The 24123-nt window shown below is 64.9% G+C and carries 22 protein-coding genes, 1 tRNA gene and 2 pseudogenes; 12 read left to right on the top strand and 13 right to left on the bottom strand.

What is annotated here, in order from left to right:
• Positions 1 to 6: 6 nt before the first annotated feature.
• Positions 7 to 345, bottom strand: a complete 339-nt coding sequence (wblA, locus tag QF027_RS26915; protein ID WP_031043210.1) for a transcriptional regulator WblA — start codon at positions 343 to 345, stop codon at positions 7 to 9.
• Between the two features lie 507 nt (positions 346 to 852).
• Here wblA and QF027_RS26910 point away from each other — a divergent pair.
• Positions 853 to 3114, top strand: a complete 2262-nt coding sequence (locus QF027_RS26910) for a transglycosylase domain-containing protein (protein ID WP_306978367.1) — start codon at positions 853 to 855, stop codon at positions 3112 to 3114.
• Between the two features lie 105 nt (positions 3115 to 3219).
• On the opposite strand, the gene QF027_RS26905 is transcribed toward QF027_RS26910, so the two are convergent.
• Complete coding sequence (locus QF027_RS26905; RefSeq protein WP_266561752.1) at positions 3220 to 3684, bottom strand: GatB/YqeY domain-containing protein; 465 nt, start codon at positions 3682 to 3684, stop codon at positions 3220 to 3222.
• Positions 3685 to 4403: 719 nt separating this feature from the next.
• On the opposite strand from QF027_RS26905, the gene QF027_RS26900 reads away from it, so the two are divergent.
• The 3 genes from QF027_RS26900 (at position 4404) to QF027_RS26890 (ending at position 6320) form a co-directional block, all read left to right on the top strand.
• Positions 4404 to 5330: a metallophosphoesterase gene (locus QF027_RS26900; protein WP_306978371.1), complete on the top strand. Its 927-nt coding sequence runs from the start codon at positions 4404 to 4406 to the stop codon at positions 5328 to 5330.
• A gap of 96 nt (positions 5331 to 5426) precedes the next feature.
• Entirely contained in the window at positions 5427 to 6212 is a 786-nt protein-coding gene (locus tag QF027_RS26895) for a Pr6Pr family membrane protein (RefSeq protein ID WP_307077603.1), read from the top strand.
• A 34-nt stretch (positions 6213 to 6246) separates the two neighbouring features.
• A tRNA-Pro gene (locus QF027_RS26890) sits at positions 6247 to 6320 on the top strand.
• 79 nt (positions 6321 to 6399) lie between these two features.
• Here the strand turns inward: QF027_RS26890 and QF027_RS26885 are convergent.
• The 9 genes and pseudogenes from QF027_RS26885 to QF027_RS26845 all read right to left on the bottom strand — a co-directional run bounded on the left by QF027_RS26885 (position 6400) and on the right by QF027_RS26845 (position 12291).
• Entirely contained in the window at positions 6400 to 7566 is a 1167-nt protein-coding gene (locus QF027_RS26885) for a site-specific integrase (RefSeq protein WP_307077601.1), read from the bottom strand.
• Positions 7566 to 7754: a helix-turn-helix domain-containing protein gene (locus QF027_RS26880; RefSeq protein WP_307077599.1), complete on the bottom strand. Its 189-nt coding sequence runs from the start codon at positions 7752 to 7754 to the stop codon at positions 7566 to 7568. The genes QF027_RS26885 and QF027_RS26880 overlap by 1 nt, the downstream gene beginning before the upstream one ends.
• Complete coding sequence (locus QF027_RS26875; protein WP_307082498.1) at positions 7751 to 9034, bottom strand: replication initiator; 1284 nt, start codon at positions 9032 to 9034, stop codon at positions 7751 to 7753. Before QF027_RS26875 ends, QF027_RS26880 begins: the two co-directional genes overlap by 4 nt.
• Positions 9035 to 9189: 155 nt before the next feature.
• Positions 9190 to 9438, bottom strand: a complete 249-nt coding sequence (locus tag QF027_RS26870) for a SpdD protein (protein WP_307077597.1) — start codon at positions 9436 to 9438, stop codon at positions 9190 to 9192.
• A gap of 25 nt (positions 9439 to 9463) precedes the next feature.
• Entirely contained in the window at positions 9464 to 9658 is a 195-nt protein-coding gene (locus tag QF027_RS26865) for a hypothetical protein (protein WP_307077382.1), read from the bottom strand.
• A 16-nt stretch (positions 9659 to 9674) separates the two neighbouring features.
• Entirely contained in the window at positions 9675 to 9866 is a 192-nt protein-coding gene (locus QF027_RS26860; protein ID WP_307077595.1) for a mobile element transfer protein, read from the bottom strand.
• Positions 9867 to 9878: 12 nt separating this feature from the next.
• Positions 9879 to 10508, bottom strand: coding sequence for a DUF2637 domain-containing protein (locus QF027_RS26855; RefSeq protein WP_307077593.1), 630 nt, complete (start codon positions 10506 to 10508; stop codon positions 9879 to 9881).
• Between the two features lie 82 nt (positions 10509 to 10590).
• Positions 10591 to 11968, bottom strand: a pseudogene (locus tag QF027_RS26850) (FtsK/SpoIIIE domain-containing protein).
• Entirely contained in the window at positions 11968 to 12291 is a 324-nt protein-coding gene (locus tag QF027_RS26845; RefSeq protein ID WP_307082496.1) for an SCO3933 family regulatory protein, read from the bottom strand. The pseudogene QF027_RS26850 and the gene QF027_RS26845 overlap by 1 nt, the downstream one beginning before the upstream one ends.
• Between QF027_RS26845 and QF027_RS49670 the strand changes: the two are divergent.
• From QF027_RS49670 to QF027_RS26830, 4 genes and pseudogenes are all read left to right on the top strand, one after another.
• Positions 12232 to 12414: pseudogene (locus QF027_RS49670) on the top strand (ATP-binding protein); the annotation flags it as partial. The gene QF027_RS26845 and the pseudogene QF027_RS49670 overlap by 60 nt on opposite strands.
• Positions 12414 to 12812 carry a hypothetical protein gene (locus QF027_RS26840; RefSeq protein ID WP_307082494.1) on the top strand — a complete coding sequence of 133 codons (399 nt, stop codon included), beginning with the start codon at positions 12414 to 12416 and terminating at the stop codon, positions 12810 to 12812. The pseudogene QF027_RS49670 and the gene QF027_RS26840, both read left to right, overlap by 1 nt.
• Before the next feature lie 9 nt (positions 12813 to 12821).
• Positions 12822 to 13262, top strand: coding sequence for a hypothetical protein (locus QF027_RS26835; protein ID WP_307077591.1), 441 nt, complete (start codon positions 12822 to 12824; stop codon positions 13260 to 13262).
• Positions 13263 to 13934: 672 nt separating this feature from the next.
• Positions 13935 to 15740: a tetratricopeptide repeat protein gene (locus QF027_RS26830; RefSeq protein WP_307077589.1), complete on the top strand. Its 1806-nt coding sequence runs from the start codon at positions 13935 to 13937 to the stop codon at positions 15738 to 15740.
• A gap of 246 nt (positions 15741 to 15986) precedes the next feature.
• Here QF027_RS26830 and QF027_RS26825 read toward each other — a convergent pair whose 3' ends face one another.
• Positions 15987 to 16418 (bottom strand): Ku protein, encoded by a 432-nt coding sequence (locus QF027_RS26825; protein WP_307077587.1) that lies wholly within the window; start codon positions 16416 to 16418, stop codon positions 15987 to 15989.
• A gap of 237 nt (positions 16419 to 16655) precedes the next feature.
• Here QF027_RS26825 and QF027_RS26820 point away from each other — a divergent pair, with 237 nt between their 5' ends.
• Positions 16656 to 19082 carry a hypothetical protein gene (locus tag QF027_RS26820; RefSeq protein ID WP_307077585.1) on the top strand — a complete coding sequence of 809 codons (2427 nt, stop codon included), beginning with the start codon at positions 16656 to 16658 and terminating at the stop codon, positions 19080 to 19082.
• Positions 19083 to 21273: 2191 nt separating this feature from the next.
• A complete protein-coding gene (locus QF027_RS26815) occupies positions 21274 to 21660 on the top strand; it encodes a hypothetical protein (RefSeq protein WP_307077583.1) in 387 nt (128 codons plus the stop codon).
• 652 nt (positions 21661 to 22312) lie between these two features.
• Here QF027_RS26815 and QF027_RS26810 read toward each other — a convergent pair.
• Positions 22313 to 22843, bottom strand: a complete 531-nt coding sequence (locus tag QF027_RS26810; RefSeq protein ID WP_307077581.1) for a DUF5994 family protein — start codon at positions 22841 to 22843, stop codon at positions 22313 to 22315.
• Positions 22844 to 23201: 358 nt separating this feature from the next.
• Here QF027_RS26810 and QF027_RS26805 point away from each other — a divergent pair, with 358 nt between their 5' ends.
• Entirely contained in the window at positions 23202 to 23462 is a 261-nt protein-coding gene (locus tag QF027_RS26805) for a hypothetical protein (protein WP_307077579.1), read from the top strand.
• Between the two features lie 292 nt (positions 23463 to 23754).
• Positions 23755 to 24102, top strand: a complete 348-nt coding sequence (locus tag QF027_RS26800) for a hypothetical protein (protein WP_306978393.1) — start codon at positions 23755 to 23757, stop codon at positions 24100 to 24102.
• Positions 24103 to 24123 lie beyond the last annotated feature (21 nt).

The following is a 24123-nucleotide window of genomic DNA, read 5'->3' as shown; positions in this document are numbered from 1 at the left end:
CCCTCCTCAGCTCACCGCCGCGTAGTTCTCGTAGAGCTCGTCGTCCTCGAGGGGCAGGATGCCGACGCCCCTCTCGTACTCCGTGCGCGCGGTTTCCAGCAGCCTGCGCCACGAAGTGACGGTCGGCCGCCGGCGCAGCAGTGCGCGGCGCTCGCGCTCCGTCATGCCTCCCCACACGCCGAACTCGACGCGGTTGTCCAGCGCATCGGCGAGGCACTCCGTACGCACCGGACATCCGGTGCACACCGCCTTCGCCCGGTTCTGCGCTGCTCCTTGAACGAACAGTTCATCCGGATCGGTAGTGCGGCAGGCCGCCTGCGCACTCCAGTCGACTACCCAGCCCATACCGGCGCCGTCCTCTCCCGAATCGAGGCTCCCCCACGGCGGCAGCGGCATATTCACCGCCGCCAGTTGAGGACGTTACGGAAGGGAGGCACAGCGCAACACCCCCTTCGGGCCCAATCTTGAATGGCCCGAACGGACTATGCGTAAGCGGCAGATCACCCGGGGGAGTGAGCCCGCGACATACATGACTATCCCGGCAAACCAGGACACTTGTCTTGCGTCACAACGGGCACCTGATGACACACGAGGCGGATTCGGACACGCCCCCACCGAAAAAGTTGGGGAACCTCCGGAACGATTCGGGGTCGCCGGACGTATTGATACGTGGCCCTACTGCTGTGACAGTTGAGAGCAGCTTAGGCCAAGGCCTGTGCGCGTGTCCGGCGAATGAGAAGGTAGGCGCTCCTGTCGCCATGCCCGCTCCGACGCGGTCGTGCCCGCTTCCGTCGCCATGCCGTGACATGGGCTCCCTCTGAACGCTCATGAGTACGGATTAGGCTGCCCTCTATGTCGAAGAAGCGCTCGGGTGGCGGTCTGTCGCCCACGCAGCAGGCCGCCAAGTTCCTCGGTGTCAGTGTTCTCGCGGGAGCGGTGATGGCCGGCATCGCGCTGCCCGCGGCCGGCGCGCTGGGGCTCGCGGCCAAGGGGTCGGTGGAGAGTTTCGACGAACTCCCGACGAACCTGAAGACCCCGCCGCTGAGCCAGCGCACCACGATCCTCGACAGCGAGGGCGGCACCATCGCCACGGTGTACTCGCGCGACCGCACGGTGGTCGACCTCAAGAACATCTCGCCGTACATGCAGAAGGCGATCGTCGCGATCGAGGACTCGCGCTTCTACCAGCACGGTGCGGTCGACCTGAAGGGCGTCCTGCGCGCGCTCAACAAGAACGCCCAGAGCGGCGGTGTCTCCCAGGGCGCCTCCACGCTGACGCAGCAGGTCGTGAAGAACGTCGCGGTGGAGGAGGCCGGTGACGACCCGACGAAGGTCGCCGAGGCCACCCAGCAGACCCTCGGCCGCAAGATCCGCGAGCTGAAGTACGCGATCCAGCTCGAAGAGGAACTGAGCAAGAAGGAGATCCTCGAGAACTACCTCAACATCACCTTCTTCGGCCAGCAGGCCTACGGCGTCGAGGCCGCCTCCCAGCGCTACTTCTCCAAGCACGCCAAGGACCTCGACCTCGAGCAGTCGGCGCTGCTCGCGGGCATCGTCCAGTCCCCGAGCCGCTACGACCCCGTCAACGACGAGGCCGAGGCGACCAAGCGGCGCAACACGGTGCTCCAGCGCATGGCCGAGGTCGGTGACGTCTCCCAGGCGGAGGCCGACAAGGCCAAGGAGCAGCCGCTGGGCCTCAAAGTCAGCAAGCCCAAGAACGGCTGCATCACGGCGGTCAAGGGCGCGGGCTTCTTCTGCGACTACGTCCGTGAGGTCTTCCTGACCGATCCGGTCTTCGGCAAGACCAAGGAGGCCCGGGCCAAGGTCTGGAACCAGGGCGGTCTGACGATCAGGACCACGATGGACCCGCAGGCCCAGAAGTCGGCGCAGAAGTCCATCAAGGAGCACGTCTACCAGGACGACGACGTGGCCACCGCCGCGACCATCGTCCAGCCCGGCACCGGCAAGATCCTGGCGATGGGCCAGTCGCGGCCGTACGGCATCAACAACAAGAAGAACGAGACGACGCTCAACCTCTCGGTCAACGCGGCCATGGGCGGCGGAGCCGGCTACCAGCCCGGTTCGACGTTCAAGCCGATCGTGGCCGCGGCCGCCATCGAGGGCGGTATGCCGGCGACGAAGATGTACCCCTCGCCGTACAAGATGGACTACCCGGCCCCGGTCCAGGCGTGCAACGGCAAGATCTGGAACGAGAAGGGCGTCCCGGTCACCAACGAGAACACCTCCGAGGTCGGCCCGTACGACATGAAGACCGCGACCGCGAAGTCGGTCAACACCTACTACGTGTCGATGATCAGCGACATCGGCATCTGCCCGGTGACGGAGATGGCCGCGAAGATGGGCGTGGCGCGCGCCGACGGCGGCAAGATGCAGCAGGCCCCGTCGATCGCCCTGGGCACACAGGAGATGTCCCCGCTGACCATGGCGAACGCGTACGCGACCTTCGCCTCGCGCGGTATGTACTGCACCCCGGTCGCCATCGAGTCGATCACCCAGCGGGTCGGTGAGAAGTCGAAGTCGCTCCAGGTGCCGAAGTCGACCTGCTCGCGGGCGATGTCGGAGAAGACCGCGGACACGATCAACACCCTCCTGAAGGGCGTGGTCGAGGACGGCACCGGTTCGGAGGCAGGCCTCGGCGGCGGCCGTGCCAGCGCCGGCAAGACCGGTACGACCGACGAGCGCTACGCGGCCTGGTTCGTGGGCTACACGCCGAACATGGCCGGCGCGGTCTGGGTCGGCGACCCCGCGCACAAGCGCAAGATGCAGAACATCACCATCGGCGGCGTGTACAACCAAAAGGTGTTCGGTGGCAAGGTCCCCGGCCCGATCTGGCGCGACATGATGAGCGGCGCGCTGGAGGGCAAGGAGGCCCCCAGCTTCAACCTCGTCTACATCCCGGACCCGCCGAAGAAAAAGGACGACGGCGGCGGTGACAACGGCGGGAATGACAACGGCGGCAACGACAACGGTGGGAACGACGGCGGAGACGACGGCAACACCACCTTCCCGACGCCGACCTTCTCCATCCCGGAGAACTTCATCCAGGGCACGAGCAACGGGAACGGCAACGGCAACGGGGGCGGGCGCGGCTGACGCCCCGAGGCGTACGGAAAGTTGAGAGCCCGGTCCCGCCGAATGCGCGGGACCGGGCTCTCGTACGACTGCCTGGTGCCGGTCTCAGCCGGCCAGGAGCTCGTCTCAGCCGGCGAGAAGCTTCTTCACGACCGCGGCGACGCGGCCGCCCTCGGCCAGGCCGGCCACCTTCGGGTTCACGATCTTCATGACGGCGCCCATGGCCCGGGGCCCCTCGGCACCCGCCGCCCTGGCCTCCTCGACCGCCTGGGCGACGATGTCGTTCAGTTCGTCGTCGCTGAGCTGCTTGGGCAGGTAGCCGGCGAGGACCTCGCCCTCCGCCTTCTCCCGCTCGGCGGACTCGGCGCGACCACCCTGGGCGAAGGCGTCCGCGGCCTCGCGGCGCTTCTTCGCCTCCTTGGTGATCACCTTCAGGACCTCGTCGTCGGAGAGCTCGCGCTTCGTCTTGCCCGCGACCTCTTCCTTGGTGATCGCGGCGAGCGTCAGCCGGAGCGTCGAGGAGCGGAGCTCGTCGCGCTCCTTCACGGCGGCGGTGAGGTCTTCCTGCAGCTTCGACTTGAGCGTGGTCATGCGTTTGATTGTCGCAGGTGCGGGGCGGGGGTTGCCCGCGCATTTACGGGACGGCAGGCGCCCCGGGCTACAGGGGAAGGCGGGCGGCGGCTTTGCGGGTGTGGTGTGGGTGGACGGGTGCCGGGCTCTACGGGAGGGAGGGGGGCGGCTTCGCGGAGGGGCGAGGGTTCGAGGGGACTGCGGGCACTCGGCCCTACGGGAAGGCAGACGGCTTTGTGGACGGGGCGGGCGCCGGGCCTGTACGGGACGGCGCGCGGCTTTGTGGAGGGGCGTGGGCCGAGGGGGCTGCGGGCACTCGGCCCTACGGGAAGGCAGACGGCTTAGTGGACGGGGCGGGCGCCGGGCCTGTACGGGACGGCGGCGGGCGCCGGGCCTGTACGGGGGCAGCGGCGGGCGCCGGGCCTGTACGGGGCAGCGGCGGGCGCCGGGCTTAGCGGGACGGCGGGCATCCAGCTCTACGGGATGACGCGCGGCCTTATGGAGGGCGGGCGCCGGGCTTAGCGGGACGGCGAGCACCCGGCTCCAGGGGGCTGCGGGCGGCGCTGCACGGGATGGCGGGCGGCCGACGATACGGATGGCGGGCGGCCGGCTGACGAGATGGCGGGCACCCTGCCCTACGGGGCGACGAACGCCCGGCTCTACGGGAGGGCGGGCACCCGGCTCCAAGGGATGGCGGGCGTCCGGTCAAGGGTGCCTTCGTGATCTGACACGATGGAGGCATGCGCGCGCGATACGGAGTTCCCTTGGGGTTCGCGGCGGTTGGCGCCGCCGGTCTCGTCTACTCGGCGGGTTTCGAAGCCCGTTCCTTCCGGCTGCGACGAGTGACGGTCCCCGTCCTGCCGTCCGGCATGCGCCCCCTGCGAGTGCTCCAGGTCTCCGACATCCACATGGTGAGCGGCCAGCGCAAGAAGCAGCGCTGGCTGCGCTCGCTCGCCGGCCTGCGCCCGGACTTCGTGATCAACACGGGCGACAACCTGTCGGACCCGGAGGGCGTGCCCGAGGTCCTGGACGCGCTGGGCCCGCTGATGGAGTTCCCGGGCGCGTACGTTTTCGGCTCGAACGACTACTACGGCCCCAAATTCCGCAACCCCGCCCGCTACCTGTACGAGAAGGCCCAGGGCCGCCACGGGCTGAACGGCAACGCGCCCGCCGTGGGAGTCGTCCACAACCCGTGGGAGAACCTGCGGGACGGTTTCGAGGCTGCGGGCTGGCAGAACCTCACGAACACGCGCGGCATGCTGAAGATCGAGGGCGTGTCGGTGGAGCTGACGGGCCTGGACGACCCGCACATCAAGCGGGACCGCTACGCGGAGGTGGCCGGTGGCCCGTCGGGCGCGGCCGACTTCTCCATGGGTGTCGTACACGCCCCGTATCTCCGCGTACTGGACGCCTTCACGGCCGACGACTACCCGCTGATCCTCGCCGGCCACACTCACGGCGGCCAGCTCTGCCTCCCCTTCTACGGCGCCTTCGTCACCAACTGCGACCTGGACACGGACCGCGTGAAGGGCCTGTCCACGCACGAGGCGGAGGGCCGCAGGTCGTACCTGCACGTGTCGGCGGGATGCGGGGCGAGCCGTTATACGCCGGTGCGGTTCGCGTGCCCGCCCGAGGTGACGCTGCTGACGCTGGTGGGCCGAGAGTAGGGGATGGCCGCCGTACGACTGAGGCCGTGCCGGGGAGATTAACCCGCACGGCCCGCCCGTATCGCCCCTTTCGCCGGTTATGCCTAGCGTGAGGGCATGACCGCGCCGATACCGAGGGACATCCCGGACCTCCCCGCTGTCCCGGGCATGCCCGCATTCCTGCGCTCCCCCGTCCCCGCCACGGCGGTGGTGGCTCCCGTACGCCACCCCATGGTCGCCGTCTACCGCGTGCTGGTCGCCCTGACGGGCGCGGCGGCCGTAACCATCGAACTGCTCCTGAGCAGCCCGATCCGCACGCTGAGCCACTTCTCGATCCAGAGCACGATCCTGCTGGCGATGGTGCTCCTGCTGTCGGCCCGCAGGGCGTGGACCGCCCGCCGCCCCCTGCCGTCATCCGTGACAGGCGCGGCCCTCCTCTACATCACGATCACGGCCCTCGTGCACCACCTGCTGCTGGCGAACGCGGCGAGCCCCTTCTCCCTCACAGGCGCGGCGGCGCACCCGACGGGGTGGCACGCGGTGACCACCCACCTCCTGAACACGGTGATCCCCGCGGCGGCACTGGCGGACTGGCTCCTGCTGACGGCCCCCGGCCGCCTGCACCTGCGCCAGGCGGCGTCGTGGCTGCTGTACCCCCTGGCGTACCTGCTGTTCTCCTTCACCCGAGGCGAACTGATCCCTCCGGGCACGGGCGGCCGCTACCTCTACCCGTTCCTGGACGTGGACCTCCACGGCTACAAGAACGTCCTCGGCAACGCCCTCCTCCTCGGCCTCTCCTTCTACGCTCTCGCGATCCTCCTGATCGCCCTCGACCACGCCCGCCCGAACCCCATCCGCCACTGCGGCAAAACCGGATTTCGTCTCAAGCCACCGGTGGGCTAAAGTAAACGACGTCGCCGCGACGAGCAGCGACGATCGGGGTGTAGCGCAGCTTGGCAGCGCGCTTCGTTCGGGACGAAGAGGTCGTGGGTTCAAATCCCGCCACCCCGACAGCCGAAACACCAGGTGAGGCACTTACGGATATCCGTAAGTGCCTCACCTGTTTCTGCGTGCGTGTCTATCTGCGTGACTAACGCTCTGGGTCCCGCTTGAAGATGCCGTCCATGACCACGGCGCCGGTCTGGATCACGGGCCGAATCTGCTTCCGGTAGACCTCCTCAGTCACCGCTGTCCCAGAGTGCCCAACGAGCCGGGAGATCTCCTCCAGCGGGACGCCTCGGTCGGAGAGCAGCGACACGAAGCTGTGCCGGAGCTCCCGGGGCGTCCACTCGTCGGCATTGACCCCGTCGACGTCCTTGAGCGCCTGGCGGAAGGCGCGGCGGACGTTGGCGGCGTCGAGCGGCTTGCCGACGGCCGAGGAGAAGACGAGGCCGTGTTCTTCCCACGCGTCACCGGCGGCGAGCCGATCCCAGCCCTGATCTTCGAACTGCTGCCAGAGGGCTTCGACGCAGCGCGCCGGCAGAGCGAGGGTGCGCCGGGACTTGTGGGTCTTGGTGTCTCCGGTGCGCCGGACCGAGCGCCAGACGGCGATGTGCGGAGGTTGAGGCGGGTCCATTTCGGGTCGTCCTTTCAGGAAGACGTGGTCCCAGGTGAGGGCCCGGAGCTCTTCCGTACGGGCTCCCGTCAGCAGCGCAAGGACGACGTAGGCGTACATCGAGGTCCCTTCGGCACCCTTGAGCACCGATTCAGCCTGAGCGAACGTGAGCGCCTTGGACGGCCGCCCGGCCTGGCCTTGAGGGACCGAGCACAGCTCGACGACGTTGCGCTTGACCTTGTCCCGCGCCATGGCCCGCTTGACCGCCCGGTTCAGGCAGGAGTGGAGGCCCTGGAGCGTGCGCGTGCTCAGTGTCTTCGCCTTGGTGGCCAGCCAACGGTCTACGTCCTCCGCGCTTAAGTCCCGGAGCTTGCGAGCGCCGAGCGACGGGATGACGTGCTTCTCGCTGAGGAGCGTGGTGGTCTCGACGGTGCTGGGGTCGAGGCCGGCCAGACCGTAGGTGAGCCAGTCCCTCACCGCGTCCTTGACCGTGTAGTTGGTCGGGGCGATGGCAAGGCCGTCCTCATGGTCCCGCAACACCTCCTTGAGCTTGTTCTTCGCTTCCGTCTTGGTCTTGCCACTCCCCCGCTTCACGATTCGCTTGCCGCTCGGATCGAAGCCGAGGTTCGCCGTGGCGATCCAGCGTTGTCTCTTCTCGTCCCAGTGCAGGCCGCCGTCACCGCGGCTACGACGCTTGGTCATCAGGCCGCTTCTCCCATCTGGTGACGGATGAAGTCGCGTACAGCGTTGTCCGGGATGCGGCGGCAGCCGTCGACCTTGATGGAGACCAGGCGGCGAGTGCGGATGAGGTCGTAGACCTTGGTACGGCCGAGCTTGAGCTGGGTCATGACCTCCGGAACAGTGAGCAGTTCGGGCGTGGCCGTGGTCATGCGGTGGGTTCTCCTTCTGTTCCGGGGGCGGGTTCGAGGGATGCGGACAGCCAGGCTTCGGTGTCGGAGAGGCCTGTTCCGGCGAAGACCCAGTGGGCGAGGACGTATGTCGTGTCCGGCTGTGGGTTGGTGGCTTCTGCGGCTTGGGCGCGGCGGTATTCGGCGCGGGCGTTGCGGAGGGCGCCGAGGGTGGTGGAGTAGCGGCGGGACTTGGTGGAGAAGTGGCCGCGGAAGCCGAGCATGTGGGCCCAGGCGCGGAGGCGGAGGTGTTCGAGGTCTTTGCGGGCGCCGAGGGCCCAGGCGGTGCGGATGAGCTGGCGGGCGTGGTCGCTAATGTCGAGTTGGGCGAGTTCGGCGACGAACTTCAGCGGGCGGTCGAGAGCGCCTGTCGCGGTTTCGGCGCCCTTGGTGGCGTACTTGGCGATGTAGGCGGCGACGGCTCGTTCGGTCAGTTGCTGACCGTCGTTGAAGTCGGCGGAGCGGATGGTGCGGACGTCGAGTTGGCTGCCGAAGGTGAAGGTGTGGGTGCGGCCGTCGAGGGTGGGACCGTCCACGCGGACCTTGGAGACGGCGGCTTCTATGGCATCGGTGAGGAGTTCGGCCGTGGCCCAGGCGGGCGGTGAGGTGTTGCCGCCTCCGGGGCCGTCGAGGCGGATTACCGCGTGGAAGTGGACGGCTCCGCGCTTCTGGTACTCGGCGACCTTGGCGAAGGACACGCGCGCGTGGTCGCGGAGGCGGCGTTGCGAGAGGCCTGCTCGCTTGGCGACCTCCCGGCGGAGGTAGATCGAGAAGCGGCGCCAGAGAGCGCCTGCGTGGGCGTTCCAAAGCACGGCGGCTTCATAGTCGTAGGTGTTCGGGTTGAGCGGGGTGCCGAGGGCTTCGTCGTCCTGGTCGTGGTGGAGGCCGCACCGGCAGGGGCGGCCGTCGGTGCGGCGGTTGTGGACCGGGCCGAAGCCAGGGGCGGTGAAGGTGGCAAACACGCGAGGGTGGGCACCGACTTGTTCCGGGGTGCCCTTGCCGCCCCGCAGTCCGGCGGTGATCAGGTGGAAGGTGTCGCGACGATAGACCTCCGCGCAGGCCGCGCATCGGGTGGTGCGGCGGTTGTTGCAGCGGACCAGGAGTTGGCCGGCGGGGAGACTGGTCGAGTCGAGGTGCTGGAGGATGCGGCCGATCTCGCCGGTGGCGGTGTCGAGGTCGTATTCGGTGCGGTGGCCGTCGAGGCGGATGGGGTGGGTGCAGCCGCCGAGGGTGGAGAGCTGGCGGAGGATACCGGGGAGCATGCCCTGGGCGGCCAGGTTCGCGAGTTCCGGCACGGGGGCCGGGGTGGTGCGGGTGAAGATGGCGTTTCTCCTTCTGGCTTGCTCGGTCGGGAGGAACAGGCCCCGGGGCGGCGTAATGCTTGGTCGTGTGCCGCCGCCCCGGAGGCCGAGTGGGCTCAGCGGTGGTGCTGGTCGCGGAGCAGGGAGCGCAGGACCACGGCGGCCACGGCGACGGAGATGGCCGTGACGGCGACGGCGGCCAGGAGCGCGGTGAGGACGACTCCGCCGACGACCAGGGCGAGGACCGTCTTCTGATCGATGGACACCGAGGGCAGCGAGCGGCGAGCGGGTGCCGGGTCGGTCGGTGCGGTGTGGGTGTGTGCGGGCGGCGGCGTCGGGTTGTCGGGGTACTTGGGCAGGAACACGACAGAGCCTTTCTTATCTACTCGTCTAGGCATGTGAGCCGTTTATGACGGTCACGCCCGAGCGCGTGCCGGATTCGATGGCGGGGGCGAGGAAGGTGTGGGAGAGCCAGAAGCCGAAGAGGGCGATCAGGACGACGATCCAGGTGCGGACGCCGAGGAACTTGACCGCTCCCCAGGCGAAGAAGCCGAGCACGACGACGAGCGGCAGGCTGACGGTCACGGGGCGGTAGGTCCTTTCAGCGGACGGGGCAGCGGTGGGTGCGGGCGGCCAGTTCGGCGGCGGCGCGGCTGTCGTAGTCGGCGGAGAAGCCGCAGCGCGGTGCCGCGCAGGCGGCGGTGTGCTTCTCCCGTCCCCGACCGTCGTAGGAGGTGCCGACCTGGACGGGGCCGATGCGGGTGACGTTGCGGAAGCGGCGGTTCGCGGACACGTTGGCCTCCTTTCAGAGTTGGGCGGCGATGGCTTCGGCCATCGGGGCCGGGACGCCGAGGCGGGCCCGAAGGGTTGGGACGTCGATGGGGATGCCGGTGCGGGTGTGGTGTTCGGCGGCGACCTTGCGGGCGTGATCGACCAAGGCAACCGGGACCGGGACGGGCGGAGTTGGCGGGGTCGAGTCGGTGGCGGGTTGGACAGCCGGGTCGGGTGTGGCTTCGGGCTCGTCCTCCTGGTCCTCGATGAGTTCCGCGCCGTTCTCGTCGGTGGCCGCTTTGGGCGCTGAGTGGGCGAGGAGGGTTCCGCCGAGGAAGGCGACCGCGGGCCAGCCCGCGACGAGGATGCGCAGCCAGGCCGGCACGTTGGTCATGTCGAGGAGTCCGGCGGTGGCGACGTTGGCGCCGAGGGAGGCGGCGAGGGCGATGACGAACCAGCACCAGGCCGCCGCTTTGGCCGTACCGGAGCGCAGTCGACGCCATGCGGCGACGAGCAGCAGGTCAACGCTGATCGGGTAGGCCCACGCCTTCCATCCGTCCTGTCCGGTCGCCATGGCGATGTCGTGGATGTGGGCGAAGGACAGTGCGGCGGCGATGAGCGCCTGGACCAACACCGCGTCGACACGGGCCAGATGGACGCGCACGGTCCGGCTCCTTTCGGTTTCGGGCATGACAGGGGTAGGGACGTGGCGCGAGGAGGTCACGCCGACTGGGTGGAGGTGAGCGTCAGTCGGTCACCGGGTGCGGCAGGACCACGGGGTCCGGGGTCTCGACGAGGCGTACGGGGACGTCGGGCCGGAAGGGCTTGAGCGCGACGAGGTCGGGCACCAGGTGCGCCGCCTCCCGGCAGATCTCGGCGGCATCGCCGAGGGAGAGATAGGGAGTGCGGATGCGGGACCAGCCGCCGGAGGTGTCGCCCGCGACGGCGAGGCCGGGGAGTTCGGGGGCGATGGCGCAGGCGGCGGAGACCGCTTCCGGTGCGATGTCGCCGAGGGCCATCTTGGCGGAGGCTTCGTCGTTGACGCGGTGGCAGACGCGGCCGGTGAGCTGGGCGCGGAGCATGGTGGCGCCCTTGCCGAGTTCGGCGCCGAAGCGCTGCCCACAGACTTCGAGGTAAATGCCGGCGGCGCGGCCGAGCTGGGCGAGGCGGATGAGCTGGGTGACCATCTCGTCGCGGCGTTCCTCGTCCTTGCGGGTGGCGGTGAGGAAGAGTTCGGCGACCTCGTCGACGAACAGGACGATGGGCACGGGTCGTTCGCTCTCGGGCAGGCCCCAGATGTCGGAGGTGATCTCCTCGTCCGGGGTGCCGGGCGCGATGCTCTGCCGTTCCTTGATCAGGTCGTATCGGTCCTCCATTTCCTTGACCAGCACGGGCAGCAGCCCAGCGGCTTCGTCCGGGTCGGTGGCGAGGGCGGACAAGCGGGCGGCGAAGGGCGCCAGTTCGACGCCGCGTTTGCAGTCGATGCCAACGAGCGCGACAGGCTGAGGGGCGAGTCCGGCGATGAGGTGGCGCAGGTACATGGACTTGCCAGACAGGGTTGCGCCGAGGGTGAGTTGGTGGGGAACGGTCCGGTAGTCCCGTACGAACGGAGTGGCATCCTCCCTCAGGGCGACCGGCACCTTGAGGAACCCGGAGTCAGCCTTGCGAGGCATCCGGACCCGCCGCAAAACGTCATAGCCGACAAGCCGCAGTTCCACGACACCCGGTTTGACGGTGGTGACGTAGACGGCGTGAACGCCCCAGGGCGTGCCGCAGCCGTTCAGCCGAGGCAGCGACGTCAGCGGGCTCCTGCCCTGGAGCGAGCCGCAACCAGATACGCAGCCCTGTCGAGGTCGGTCGGATGAGCCCCCGGCGGGGCGGGACAGGCCGGACCTCCCGCCGGGTGGTGGCCTTGACGGCGAGGACCCGCAGCCGGGACGGGGCGACGGTCAGGCCGCACGCTTCCATGACGGAGGCGTACGAGCTGAGCAGGCGGACGGTGGATATCGGGACGCCGACGGCGGACCAGTAGACCGCCGGGTACTTGGCCCGGGTGTAGGCGGCCCCGCCGCCGAGCGCGGCGAGGGGACCACCCACCTCCAGGAATGTCGTCAGATCGGTCATCAGGCGGTGGCCCCCATGGTGGCCGGGAAAGCGGCAGAGGTGACGGCGGCGGCCCGGTAGGCGATGCCGTGACGCTGCTGGCCGTTGAACACCGACTCCCACGGCCGGGCGATGAGCCCCGGCAGCGAGACCGGAGCACCGAGGTTCAGCCCCTCGGAAACACCGCCCTCCGGCACGGTGACCTTGATCAGCGAGGACTCACCGTCCTCGATGTACACGACGCCGATCGTCATCAGCGCCTCACCGCTGACGGCGTCCTTGGCGATCTCGGAGGCGCCGGCACCACCCCGAAGATCGAGCGCCAGGACCAGGGCGCCGAGCACGGCCGGGGCTTGGGCATGGTCAGCGTGATCGCCCACCGGGTCGTGGTCCACGAGAGCGACGGCGGTCACACGGTCATCGCGGAACTGTTCACGGGCCCGCCTGCGGGAGGCCACTCGTGCTGATGGACAAGCCGCAACGGGGCTACTGGTGCGAGTGCTGGACCGAAGACCTTGCCGAGGAGACTCGGCTGGTCTTGCGAGCTTCCTTCGACGCATACTCGGCACCGCAAGCCGACAGATGGGTAGCGGTCGCCCTCCGCACGATCTCACCGGCACTGGATCCCGACGCCTCACAGCAAGCCTGGGAATGGCTGTACGACGGCCGCATCACCACGAGGAAGGCACTCCTACGCGCCGAGCCCTGCACGGTCTCCCTCACCCAGGCCAGCACTCGCATCACCTGGACAATCCGACCTGTGATCTTCCTGCCCCTCGCACGCCGCCAGGTCCTCGACATCCCAGCCTGCGCGCACCAGTTCAAGCCTCATACAGGGCCTTCAACGGGCACAGCTTCTCAATAGGGTGCACGCATGACCGACTCGGACGTAGGCGGAACGAGGCGCAAGCCCAGGCACCTCGAAGATCTCACCGACGTGTACGACTTCCTGGAGGAAGTACGACTCCGCCCAGGCATGTGGGTCCATCACAGCTCCTTGCAGCACCTGGACTCCATGCTCACCGGCTACCGCGTTGCGCTAGGGATCCACGACATCGCGGAGCCGTTCGACTTCTGGATCCCGGGCAGTCAGGGCCGCTTCACCGAGTGGCTATGGCAGCGCTTGGGCCGTCACTCCCCCCTCGGCTGGGCCGTCGAGATCCAGCATGAGGCGGAGCGATCCGGCAGGCCCGCCATGCAGATGTTCTTCGAGCTCCTGGACGAGTTCCGAGCCACCGGTCACCAGGACCAGGTCGATGCCAAGTCCGACAGGCACTCACCGGCAGAGGCCCAACAGGCCCGTGCGCCCGACTGAGTTACAACTATCTCTACTAGTTCAAGGCCCGCGCACGGCGCGGGCGCGCGCCGCCTCTGCGGCGCGGCGGGGGCGGCGTTCGCGGGTGCCGGTCGAGTGGTGGCGTGCGCGGGGTGCTCCCATCCCGTCTGCCATCGCCCCAGGCAGAGCCGAGCAGTCGCGGCCCAGGGCGTCAAGGTCGTTCGTCCAGCAGGGCGCTCCACCTTGACGCCCTGAACCACGCCCGCTCCACGGTGTGTGGGTCGACGGCAGACGGGATGGGAGCTGGAGGGGGTGGTGGGCTGAGGATTGTCACCGTCCTCAATCACCGGAAGAACCGTCGCGAAAAACGTCCACCTTCACACGGCTGCTGTACCTCGCTTGTGCAGCTGCGTGAGCGCAAGCGCGAGGGGCGACAACACCACGACGAGCCAAGCCATGGACCACTGCACGCCCCTCGACAGCCCTTGTGGCATGGTCAGGCTCGGTGAATGATGATCCTTTTGACTGCAGGCAGAATGCCCCTTTCACTAGAAGGAGAGGGGACGCAACCAAGCGCCAAACTATGGTGGGCTGGATTATCACCTTGCGATTTATCTCACTCTAAAATCGGCCTCAGAGCCGACTGACGGCGGTGGGCGCTTCTGGCACGCGAGAGCCGTCACACCGGAGCTGCAGGGGCAGGTGACACTCATGGCCGGCACGAAGAACTGTTTCGTTATTATGCCCATCAGGAAGCCAGGAACAGAAGAGTACGAACACTATCGCGCGCTACGCGATACGGTAATTGAGCCAGTCATCAAAGAGCTTGGGTATAAAGTTACGCGTGCCGACGACGTAGCGAAGGGCGGGGCTATAACAGCCGACATAGTTCGTCGCCTCACAACTGCCGACCTCGTAGTAGCAGATCTAACAGACTTGAATGCCAATGTCTTCTACGAGCTGGGCATTCGACACGCTCTGCGCGGCCAAGGGACCGTCATGATGGTTGATACTGAGAAGTCGACCATCCCATTCGACTTGAAGCCTTATCGAATTATCGAGTTCAGTCCCGATCTGCGGGGTGTTGAAAAGCTGCGCAGCATGCTTGTCAACTTCGCGAAGGCGGCTGCCACGGGCGAGGCGTCGGATGGGTCAAAGGATAACCCGGTGCACGATTTCCTCCCGTCCCTTCCTGATAACATCTTCTCTCACGCAAAGGGATCTACTGAAGGCGACTTGAGAGAGGAAAATGCCCGCCTTAAGACAGCACTGGATCGCTATGGCATCGAGCCCGCGGGAACAATACAGGCGGAGAGCATTGTAGATGTAATCTCACTGACCCTCGGGAAGGCGCAGCGCGGGGAACTGCCAGTCGATCTAGCAAACCAGGCACGAACGTTGGCACACGAAGAAAAGAGAGTCGATTTCCTCGGTATTCTTATGCAATTGGTTAATGGGAGTTCTTTTGCCGTCTCGGCTAATACATGGATGACTCTTGCGTCGGACGCGCTCGCCCTGGATCTCCCGGATGTGGCCATAAAACTGCAGGAACGGGCTCTAGAACTGCGGCCGAACGACCAGAACTTCAAGCGCCATCTGCTGGGCACCTTGGCGCACTCAGAAGACCCCAGGGATCGAGAGCGGGCCCGAGAAGAACTGGGGAATCTCCTCGGGATTCGCGTCGAGGATGGTGGTGTGATTCTTCCCGATCACGTTGACGATGCTTTTGCAATCATGCTCGATGCGTACCACCGGGATGGCCTTGATGACGCCGCCTTGAAGATCACCAAAGCGCTAGTAGAGAAGTTGCCGGACAATACGGTTGTACTCCGTAATCATGCCCGAGCGCTGAATCAAACCGGTAAGCGGGATGCGTCTCTTGAATATTACAGCCGCGCTGTCACCACTCCAGGTGTCGACGCGAGTTCTGCCGCTTGGTTGGGTAGTGCCATGGCAACCCGTGGTCGGCAGGTGGATGCAATCGAGGCGCACGTGCGTGCATGTGAAATCGATCCCGATGATTCCGAACACTATGCAGATGCCGCGGCTGTAATTGCTTCCGCCCTTCGTTCTCAGGAGATAGGGGGCGGCGATATAGGCAGGATGCTACCTACTGAGATCACAAAGCTCACCATGGTAGATTTCCTGGTTGCCGCCTTCTCGTGCCCCATCATGGGTTCCGATACGCTCGTGAGTGTTCAATCCGCTGCACAGGTAGGTGAAATTGACCCTGTCTTGCAGAAGGCACTCGTTGCCATGCGAAGCGGAATGCAGGGGCCCGTGGACGGAAATGAGTTCTCAAGCCATCAAGCGACAGTTGACGGTAGAGAGATAAAGCGCATGAGTCGCCGAGAGCGTGTCGAATTGCTTCGATCGATATATCCGGTGCTAGCAAGCGATTTGACAAAAATTCCGAATAATAAGCTTCGACGCAGGACGCCAAGCATGAGGTCTCTCACGACGTGTAGCGCCCCGGGGAAAAGAACTTTTGGCCTTGGCTTCAGCTTGGCAAACTAGCCCCCTCAGAGCCCAACGAGCAGGTAGATCCTGCGGCTATGGGGGGCACGATGACCGCGCGGGACACTCCGCGGCCTGTTCCGGAGTGCAGCACGCGCGCCCTCCCGGGCCGTCCTGGGGCCGTGGAAGGGCGCTCAACGATGACCAACGTCGACAACTGCCGACAGCTCAAGCAGCAGGTGAGGGCGTTGATCGATAAGACCGCCGCAGGTCACGGCCGCCGGTGGTCAGTTGTGGCTGTGCAGATCACGCGGCGTCGAGCTGAGCCGCCAGGAACACCGCTGCCACCGAGGGGCGAACTGCGTACGTTGCACCCACGCTCCCCTCAGGAGCCTCCCACCAGTAGAACGGAAGCCGCCGCTCACTGTTGCTGTGGGACTCGAGCGGCACGAAGGCTTCGATCTCGATGGCCTTCGCCGTGGGCAACGGCAGCTCCCGCAGGTCCGCATCGGAGATGGCGACGATCTGGTCCTTGGCGTACTCGTAGCCCTTGCCGATCTCCGACTGGGCGACTTCACGGTCCTCCAGCTCACACACCTTCTTGACCCGCACCCGGCCCATGTCCTCCAGGTGGTACTGGTGGAACTGGATGCTGTGGTTCTCGGTCGCACTCTGGACGTGAATAGGTACCGTGACCAGGCCAAAGCTGATGGCGCCGTTCCACACAGTTCGGGGCATGGGAGACCTCCGCGTGAGCCCCGAGCAGGATCAGCCTACGAGCACCCCCACGGCCCCGCATGCGCTCCGCTCCCCGCGCACGGCCCCTGCGCTCCTGCCTCCGTCCCGCTCCAGCCCGGCCGGCGCCCGTGCTCCACACACTGCGATTCGACCGCGCCGCGATCTATGTGAAACCACTGCCAAGGGAGACGGTAGCGCCGTAGCCTGGCAACCACGCTACGCGCACGAGGGGGCCTGATGGTCAAGTCGAAGGATGAGCTGCTTGCCGATTATCCCGATCGAACACTGAGGGAAAAAATCCTCCTCCTTTCATCGCTAAGCAATATCCTTACGGAATGCACCATCCCCAACAACTATAGAGTTCCAGCCCGCCTCCACGAGCCTCTTAAGCTAACAGCCTACGGCGAAGAGAAGGTTCAACAATTCCTCAGGAAAAGAATTCCATATTCTGAGGCGCGCCTAATGTGCCTGCTTCAATTCTCCTGGGTAGACCTCCTCGTAGACCCTGTTGAAACTAACCTCACGGACCTGCGAGATGCAATCAGCGACCAAATTAAACAGCGAGAAGTAATCTACCCGTTCATTTTTGGCCGTCTCCTGTACGACAAGGCCTTCGATATCCTCAACATATCCGACGGAACGCATAGCATCAACCTAGCCGAGACGTCGGCGCTACTGACAGATACACCGCAAGGAGTCTTCCAGGAGAACTCCTTCATCACTGGACCCTATGGCATCCTTGAAAGCAGGCAGTGGAGATACTATCCGGCTTCGCGACGCGTGAACCTTTATCACTGCAGCGACCTCTCATGCGCGAAAATCCACCCTATCTATCTGGCAACCGCCCGAGACGCATCTATCAATAAACGACGTGCTGACACATCAAGAATTCTGCGTGCAGAGAGCGAGACTCCCAGTGCTTGGGGTTCATTTTTGTCTCAAATTTTTGACGAGATCATTAATCCTGATAGGGATAATGCGGCAGACGGGCTAATTCCACTGATTGGTGAAGCATTCACTGAGGTGGAACTCAGAACTCTTACGTGCTGGCTTCTCGATAATACACGGGGAGAACTAAGGAAAACTTTCGCCGATTTGGGCATGCGTGGCCGCGCGGAGGATATGACTCAGGATCTGGGTCACGCCCAATTGATGCAACTGTGCCTAACCTTGGAAGATAAAATGATCATCCAAGGCATAGATGGCATTATTCGAGAGACCGCGGTACAAGTTCCACGCGGAGAAATTCGACGAGCAAAAGTGAACGGCGGTAATAGGTTCGGAAAGTTTCGCCTGACGGCTGAAGTGGGCTACCGGGGAGCCCGAATCTTTTCTGACACCATGAACATGGCACCGCTTCGCCTAAGGCATCTCGTCGAACGTATGTATCGGGTCGACTCGGTTGAGGATCGAGAGGAACTCGATTGGCAGCTTCGTTCAGAGACCGGTGAGTCGTTGGAGGCCCGGCTGGATAGCTACCTAAATAGGCACTCACCTGAAGAAGCCGCCAAAAATCTGATCCTTGCCCGCAAATCCAACGCGGTCACGGCGTGCGAGATTCTCGGATTGCCTGATAACTCTCCCGAAGATCCAAATCTGATGTCAGCAGTTCTTTGGAAACTCGGGTTCCCCTCACCTGACTTGAGCGACCCGCACTTCGATTTCTGGCGACTACATGAGGAGATGGAGGACATGGTACGGGCTGGCGCTACTGGCCCTCTACCTCCATCTGCCGAGGATTTCCGCGGCATAGCAGCGAATTATTTTGTACAACTAGAGAACATGCTGGACGACAGCCTCGCCTTCACAGTTTGGGCTCTGACTAACGATCATTTCGCCGACCGGAAGTCGTTCGTCTATTCTCCCGGGGAAGACAGGGTGGAGTCATATAGTTGGCTCCAACGCGCCGTCGAGTCTGCCGGTGACGCAGTACTTGAGTACGGGAGGAAAAATTCTCTATACGCCTTGTGTAGGGGTTTTGGGCGGCTGAGCAGCGAACTTAAGATAGTAAGCAATGAGCGTCAGCGCTGGGAACGTCCCGTAGAAGACTTCCCCGATTGGGCAGATCGGCAACAATTGCTCAAATTTCCGTTCCGCCACACCATTCCATTCCTCGATCTGACGGATGCCTCACGAGAATTAATTGTTAATCGCCTGCAAGAGGTCAGTCGGATATTGGTGAGCAATAACATTTCCGATGCGCGAAACAGTTGGATGCACGGTGGCAGAAGCACGGCGGACTTCGATGAGGTCCGTTCCAGCCTGAGTGCAATCCGTCAAGCTGTGCAAATAATCGAAGATTGCGGATTCGTTCGCATGAATTTCACTATCGCGTCACGGCAGATGGATGCATACAGCCGATCCATCACACGATTCACGCGGCCGAGGGGTTACTCTTTTGAGCTGCATCTGCCTTCGCAGTACGACTGGCTGGGACTTCCCACCTTCAAAACGCCTATACATGTAGTGACGGCTGCATGTTTCTCTGCCCCTAATCATTTCCTTCGATTTCGTTCCGAAATCCGCTCGGCGTATTCGGAAATGTGGGCCAACTATCCGCGCAGGAAGCCCAGGTCTCAACAGGCAGCCCGAGCGCTTACGGAAGCCTCGGCGCAGTGGAACATGATGAATGGAAGTGGCGAGGAAACAATTTCTCCTACCTAGACAAGGCGGCTCGCTCCGCTCCCCGCGCGCGGCCCGACCCCCGGCCGGGCCTGCGTTCCTGTCTCCGCCCCGCTCCAGCCCGGCCGGCGCCCGTGCCGCGCGCGTCTCTATGCTCTGCGTTCTAAAGCTGTGCATGGGGCCAAGATGGAGGACGCAAAGCTTCGCGAGACGCTGTGCTCCTCATGGTCCCTCTTGCGTGACCTCCTACTGGCGTGTATTCGGACAGGATCGTCCGTGCCCGCTACTGCTGAGCTAGATCGTGCGCTTCTTGGCCACCAATTGAAGGCGTCACCTTCAGCGCCTCTGGCCTGCCAGGTGAGAGCCCGGCTGGACAGGTCGCGGATGTCGCCAAGTGATCGGTGCTGTGCACGCACTCGCTCAGGCGGGCCCAAGCCGATTTCCCTCTCCTATCGCCCTCGACGAGGATTTCGCCTGCTCCTGCGAATGGCGGACCTAGTCATAGGCAGGGACGGCGCCGTCCGGGACGAACCGCTGGCAGCCCAAGGAACAGGTTCAGTGTCCCCAGCCCAACGTCTCTTGTGGAGCTTGGTATATGAGCCCGCATATCCAATGGAATGCAGGATAAGCAAACGCACGTAGTGTAGCGACAAAAACCACGTGTCTAGCATCAGACCATCGTGGCGATAAATCTGCTCATGCGGGTCCTGAGGATGCACAAGGCTATTCCTCACTCGAGTGACAGCCGTCGGGCCATCAATATTCCTGGAGCGAGCGAAAGAAGCTAGCCCCGGAAGCAGCTTAGAATCGATCTGAACTGGAATTCCAGCCTCCTGCAGAAGGTAGCGAAGCCTATCCTCTGCATAGCAGTCCCGATACTCGTCCGGAGTCATCTTTTGCCCAAGGACAAGGTTCGACCAAGCGAGATGCTCCAAGGCTGGAGCAGCAGCCAAGACACGCTGCTCTAAGAACCCTGAGCTGACGGCCTGGACGGCCAGGGACATTTGGAAGCGTGTGATTCCAGGACGGGATGCATCACTGAAGGCTGACACTCCTCGATCGATCAAGGAAATTAGGTCGGTCGAGCTCCCCTTGTAAAGCCAACCACTTCCGACGGATGCGAATGGATCGCAGATAGGAGACGCCCAATGCTCCCAGACGACTTGATCACTTCCGTCGAAGCCAACAGGCAGAGCGGGGGCCACCCACCGCCCGAACCCAAACGACAAGCAGACCCTCACACACTCAATTAGTTCCCTGACTGCACTTACGGAAAATTCCCCTCCGTCCACCCTCCTTACTTCCATTACATGTGTCATTACATACAGGTTGACATCTTTGGAATTCTCAGTTGCTTCCTTGTAGTCTCGGCGAGCGTCAAACACCAGTACCCAGCCAGAGGTTTCCGCACGCAATCGCCCCCTCCACCAGGCTTTTCCGAATTCCCCAGATTCTTCCAGTACGCGATTACCTAGAATGTTTGGAAGATTAACCCAGTGAACAATAACCCTTTTTAGGTGCGCAGCCTCTTGCCCAATCTTGACCTCGCCAATCCATCCAGAATATGCATCCGCGAGGTGAGCTTCCACACTCACTTGGCCATTACGTCCATCGAAGCGGAGCTCCACAGCGTCTTTACCGAGGTCTGAGTAGTCGGCATCCTCAGGATTGACACTCCAGCAAAGTGACGGCTTCGGGGTAAACTTCAGATCGATCTTCCCAGCGCGCCCTTGTGACCTGCCTTTCACAACGGGCCCTTCATACAGAGCGATCGGCGCAGAAGGGGAATTGAAACCATAGACTGGCGTCAGTGGCGTTTCATGCTCGTGGCTGTCCGTCGCATGCATAACAGTTCCCCCGGGGTAACGCAGGTCTACTGCCAAGCAGGCAGCCGACAAAAGTACCACAGCTGCCCGCCTGCGAGGGAGAAGTAGGCACCATAAGCGCACCAGATCAAGCGGGGAGTCACGGTGAAAGCAGCCGGGCCCGACGGGGCCGCTCCTCAGCTATTCGTCCAGGTCAGCGGCCGAACCGACCCAAAATGCTCGCAGCTTCCCTAGCTGAGGGCTCACGGTCAGGCATCACGGCTCGCTCTGATCAACGGCGTGGGCAGGCATCCACCTTCGCGCGAACGAGCCCCAGCCCGTCCAAGCTCACCCCACCCAGCTTCGCGAAAGTCTCCTGCTCTCGTGGTCAGACGTCTACGATCCGTCACAGGCATCGAGGGGGGACCATGGGAGCCAGCGACAACACCATGTCGGGGAAGACCTGGATCGGTAAAAGCCGGCACACCTTCTGCGTCAACACGGCCCGGCACTTCGAAGCACAGCAACGCAAGGCACTTGAGAGCGGCAACAGCGAGGCAGCCGAAAAGTACCGGCTCTGGGGACTCGGCTTCCTCCACGAGACAGAGGAAATCAACTCGGGTAAGCCCAAGCGGATCGTCTCCGACACGGAGGCTGCACGGCTGCGGGCAGCCGAGGACGAGGCCAAGCAGGCGGCCACGGACGCGGAACACCTGGCCGCGCTGAAGAAGAAGCTCGGTGTAACACCTCGTGCGAACGGCTCCGTGTACCGCCCCTTCCGCGGTGGCCTTCCCACCCTCGGCAAGGACCGTTAGCGCTCGGGTGGGTATGAGGATGTGCCGGGCCCGCTCCTGAGCAGGAGTGGGGCATCGGGCGTCCAGCCAGTGAGTGTCTAACTGCGTAACAACGCCGACGAACAACGGCGGACGAGCGTGAACGTCTGCGGCCCGTCAGCGCATGTGAGAGGCATACCAACCCGAGGCCGTGGCCCCGCCCAAGTTGCTTCGGGACGAAGAGGTCGTGGGTTCAAATCCCGCCACCCCGACAGTGAACACCAGGTCAGGGGCCTGATCCGCAGTGCGGGTCAGGCCCCTGAGTGGTTCCAGGAGATAGCTTGGGAGAAAACTGGGAGATGATCTTGGTCGGCTTCTTCCCGTGGGTGGCTGGTGAGGCCGTCTGAAGTGGGGCGGCTTAGGGGCACTCGGACCTGCGCGTACGTGAATCCAGCCCTGTAGTCGGCCGGGAACACCATGCCCGCTCGGCGCGCTCCCGTGCGTCCTGCGTACGATCTGCTGCCCTTCTGCTCACGGCCCATGCGCCCAGCGGGCGACCACGCGGGCGGATCGCAGGTTCAGCAAGGCGGTCGAGGGGTTCAACGGCTTCTCAGACCGGGTCGAGACAACGACGGTGCCGGTGCTGGAAACGACGAAACTCGATCCGTCCTCGGAAACCAGCCCTACGGGGCCCTCAGACCTGGGGCTCGTGGCGTTCCTCGCCCGTTCGAGGGGCCTCCGCGGGGATCGGGTGGGCCTGATGGGTGCCGGTGTCGATGAGGATCTGTGCGGCAGGGGAGACGTTGTCGGGCCGGACGGCTCTGGCCATGGCGGCACGGGCGGCATCGGGTGTTGCGTGCGGTGGGACCACGAGCAGGGAGAAGTGGTCCTGGTCGCCCCGAGTGATCAGGACGGTGTTGTCACCGACCGGGAAGGAGTCGATATGGACCACCCGGTCGTCGATGACCAGGCGCGTGGGAAGTTCGTCCCATGCGGTGGTGTCCAGGCCGACGCGCGTGATGGGGCCCAGGTGGCCGGTCAGCACGTGGATGAGGTCGGGCAGCTCCGCGCCGATGTCGCGGGAACGCGGCCACCACGCGCCGTCGAGATTGCCTTCCCGGGATGGGGTCATCTCCAGCCGCAGGAGAACCGTCCCGGGTTTCGCGGCCCGGTGGATCGCGTCCGGCAGGAGCCCGGGCGCGCGGGCGTGGTCGGATTCGGTCATGGTGTGTCCGCCTGTCTGCGGGATCCGGTGTCGCCACCGAACGCGGGACCTCGTCCTCTCGGTCGTCCTCTCACCGTAAGTCGTGCGGCGCGCACCGGCCAGGCTCGCCGACGGTGCCGGACTCGTGGTCTCTCGGTAAAGTGCCTGCTCACGCGCCCGTCCCGGGGCCTCCGAGCGGCGTAGAGTGAAACGACCGGGAGTACTTCGCGCACCGGCCGTCACGTCGGTGCCGTTCCCGGCGAGCGACAACACCGGCCTCCCGGAGGAGGCTCCTGCGAAGGCGCTGGACGCGTCCTGGGGCAGGGCAGGATCACCCACGTCACCGCGAGCCCGACCCACAGAGCTGCAAGGGGCCACCATGAAGTCACCGGAACTGCCGTCGCCCGGGCACGCGGAGGTTCGTATCGTCGCCGCGGACCCTGAGGCGGCTCGCCATGTCGCGGAGCTTCTCCGCGGTTGTTTCGCCACCACGGAAGCCCGCAGCTACCCCGCAGGCGCTGACGGCGGAACACGTCTCCAGCTCACCGTGGACACCACGCGCATCGCGGAGCCGGTGCGCTCCTGGCTGTTGACCAGCCAGTCCTCCCGGGACGACCACACACAGCCCGACGAAATGTGAGGAGATGGTCCTCAATGGTCCTCAATGGTCCTCAGCGGGGAAAGTGGCCCACGGCAAGACGTACCGTTTCCAGCGGTGCCTCCACGCGAGGGAGGCGGACACGGGGACACTGCACGCGCAGCAGCACTACCGTGAGGCGAACTCCAACAGTGAGGCCGGTCATGACCGTTTCACGGACCATCAGAAACCAGGCGCAGACGATGACGAGCGGGATCACGGAAGTCTCCGGAAGCCTGAACCAGGCTGTCCAGAGGACCAAGGACACCTTCAGGCGGAACGGAAGCGACCCTCGATGATGTACGACCAGACACGCGCCCAGCAGCCTGCGAGCCAACCGCGGGGCGGCGCCGAACGTCGCGCTGCGGGCCCGGAGCCGCTGCTCCCGTCGGCCGAGCGGGACTCGATCGCCGTACGCCTCGGGCATGCCCTCAACACTTTCGCCGACACGCCGCGCGAGGCGCTGGAAGAGGCCGAGAGCGCCTTCGACGACGCCACCGCCCAGCTCGTGAACGCCCTCGCGGAACGGCGGGAGCTCCTGCGCGCCGGCTGGCAGGACCAGGACCCCGACACGCAGTCCGACGAACTCCGGCACGCGCTGAGGCAGTACCGGGAGATCACCCAGCGACTGCTCCACCTCTAGGCAGCCACTACTCTGCGTCGC

It is taken from the genome of Streptomyces canus (assembly GCF_030816965.1).
GTDB lineage: Bacteria > Actinomycetota > Actinomycetes > Streptomycetales > Streptomycetaceae > Streptomyces > Streptomyces canus_E.
This window is presented reverse-complemented; position numbering and strand designations above follow the sequence as displayed.

Coding starts and splice junctions, on each gene's coding strand:
- wblA (WP_031043210.1), bottom strand. CDS start 345: ATGGGCTGGGTAGTCGACTGGAGTGCGCAGGCGGCCTGCCGCACTACC.
- QF027_RS26910 (WP_306978367.1), top strand. CDS start 853: ATGTCGAAGAAGCGCTCGGGTGGCGGTCTGTCGCCCACGCAGCAGGCC.
- QF027_RS26905 (WP_266561752.1), bottom strand. CDS start 3,684: ATGACCACGCTCAAGTCGAAGCTGCAGGAAGACCTCACCGCCGCCGTG.
- QF027_RS26900 (WP_306978371.1), top strand. CDS start 4,404: ATGCGCGCGCGATACGGAGTTCCCTTGGGGTTCGCGGCGGTTGGCGCC.
- QF027_RS26895 (WP_307077603.1), top strand. CDS start 5,427: ATGACCGCGCCGATACCGAGGGACATCCCGGACCTCCCCGCTGTCCCG.
- QF027_RS26885 (WP_307077601.1), bottom strand. CDS start 7,566: ATGACCAAGCGTCGTAGCCGCGGTGACGGCGGCCTGCACTGGGACGAG.
- QF027_RS26880 (WP_307077599.1), bottom strand. CDS start 7,754: ATGACCACGGCCACGCCCGAACTGCTCACTGTTCCGGAGGTCATGACC.
- QF027_RS26875 (WP_307082498.1), bottom strand. CDS start 9,034: ATGCTCCCCGGTATCCTCCGCCAGCTCTCCACCCTCGGCGGCTGCACC.
- QF027_RS26840 (WP_307082494.1), top strand. CDS start 12,414: ATGGACAAGCCGCAACGGGGCTACTGGTGCGAGTGCTGGACCGAAGAC.
- QF027_RS26835 (WP_307077591.1), top strand. CDS start 12,822: ATGACCGACTCGGACGTAGGCGGAACGAGGCGCAAGCCCAGGCACCTC.
- QF027_RS26830 (WP_307077589.1), top strand. CDS start 13,935: ATGGCCGGCACGAAGAACTGTTTCGTTATTATGCCCATCAGGAAGCCA.
- QF027_RS26825 (WP_307077587.1), bottom strand. CDS start 16,418: ATGCCCCGAACTGTGTGGAACGGCGCCATCAGCTTTGGCCTGGTCACG.
- QF027_RS26820 (WP_307077585.1), top strand. CDS start 16,656: ATGGTCAAGTCGAAGGATGAGCTGCTTGCCGATTATCCCGATCGAACA.
- QF027_RS26815 (WP_307077583.1), top strand. CDS start 21,274: ATGGGAGCCAGCGACAACACCATGTCGGGGAAGACCTGGATCGGTAAA.
- QF027_RS26810 (WP_307077581.1), bottom strand. CDS start 22,843: ATGACCGAATCCGACCACGCCCGCGCGCCCGGGCTCCTGCCGGACGCG.
- QF027_RS26805 (WP_307077579.1), top strand. CDS start 23,202: ATGAAGTCACCGGAACTGCCGTCGCCCGGGCACGCGGAGGTTCGTATC.
- QF027_RS26800 (WP_306978393.1), top strand. CDS start 23,755: ATGATGTACGACCAGACACGCGCCCAGCAGCCTGCGAGCCAACCGCGG.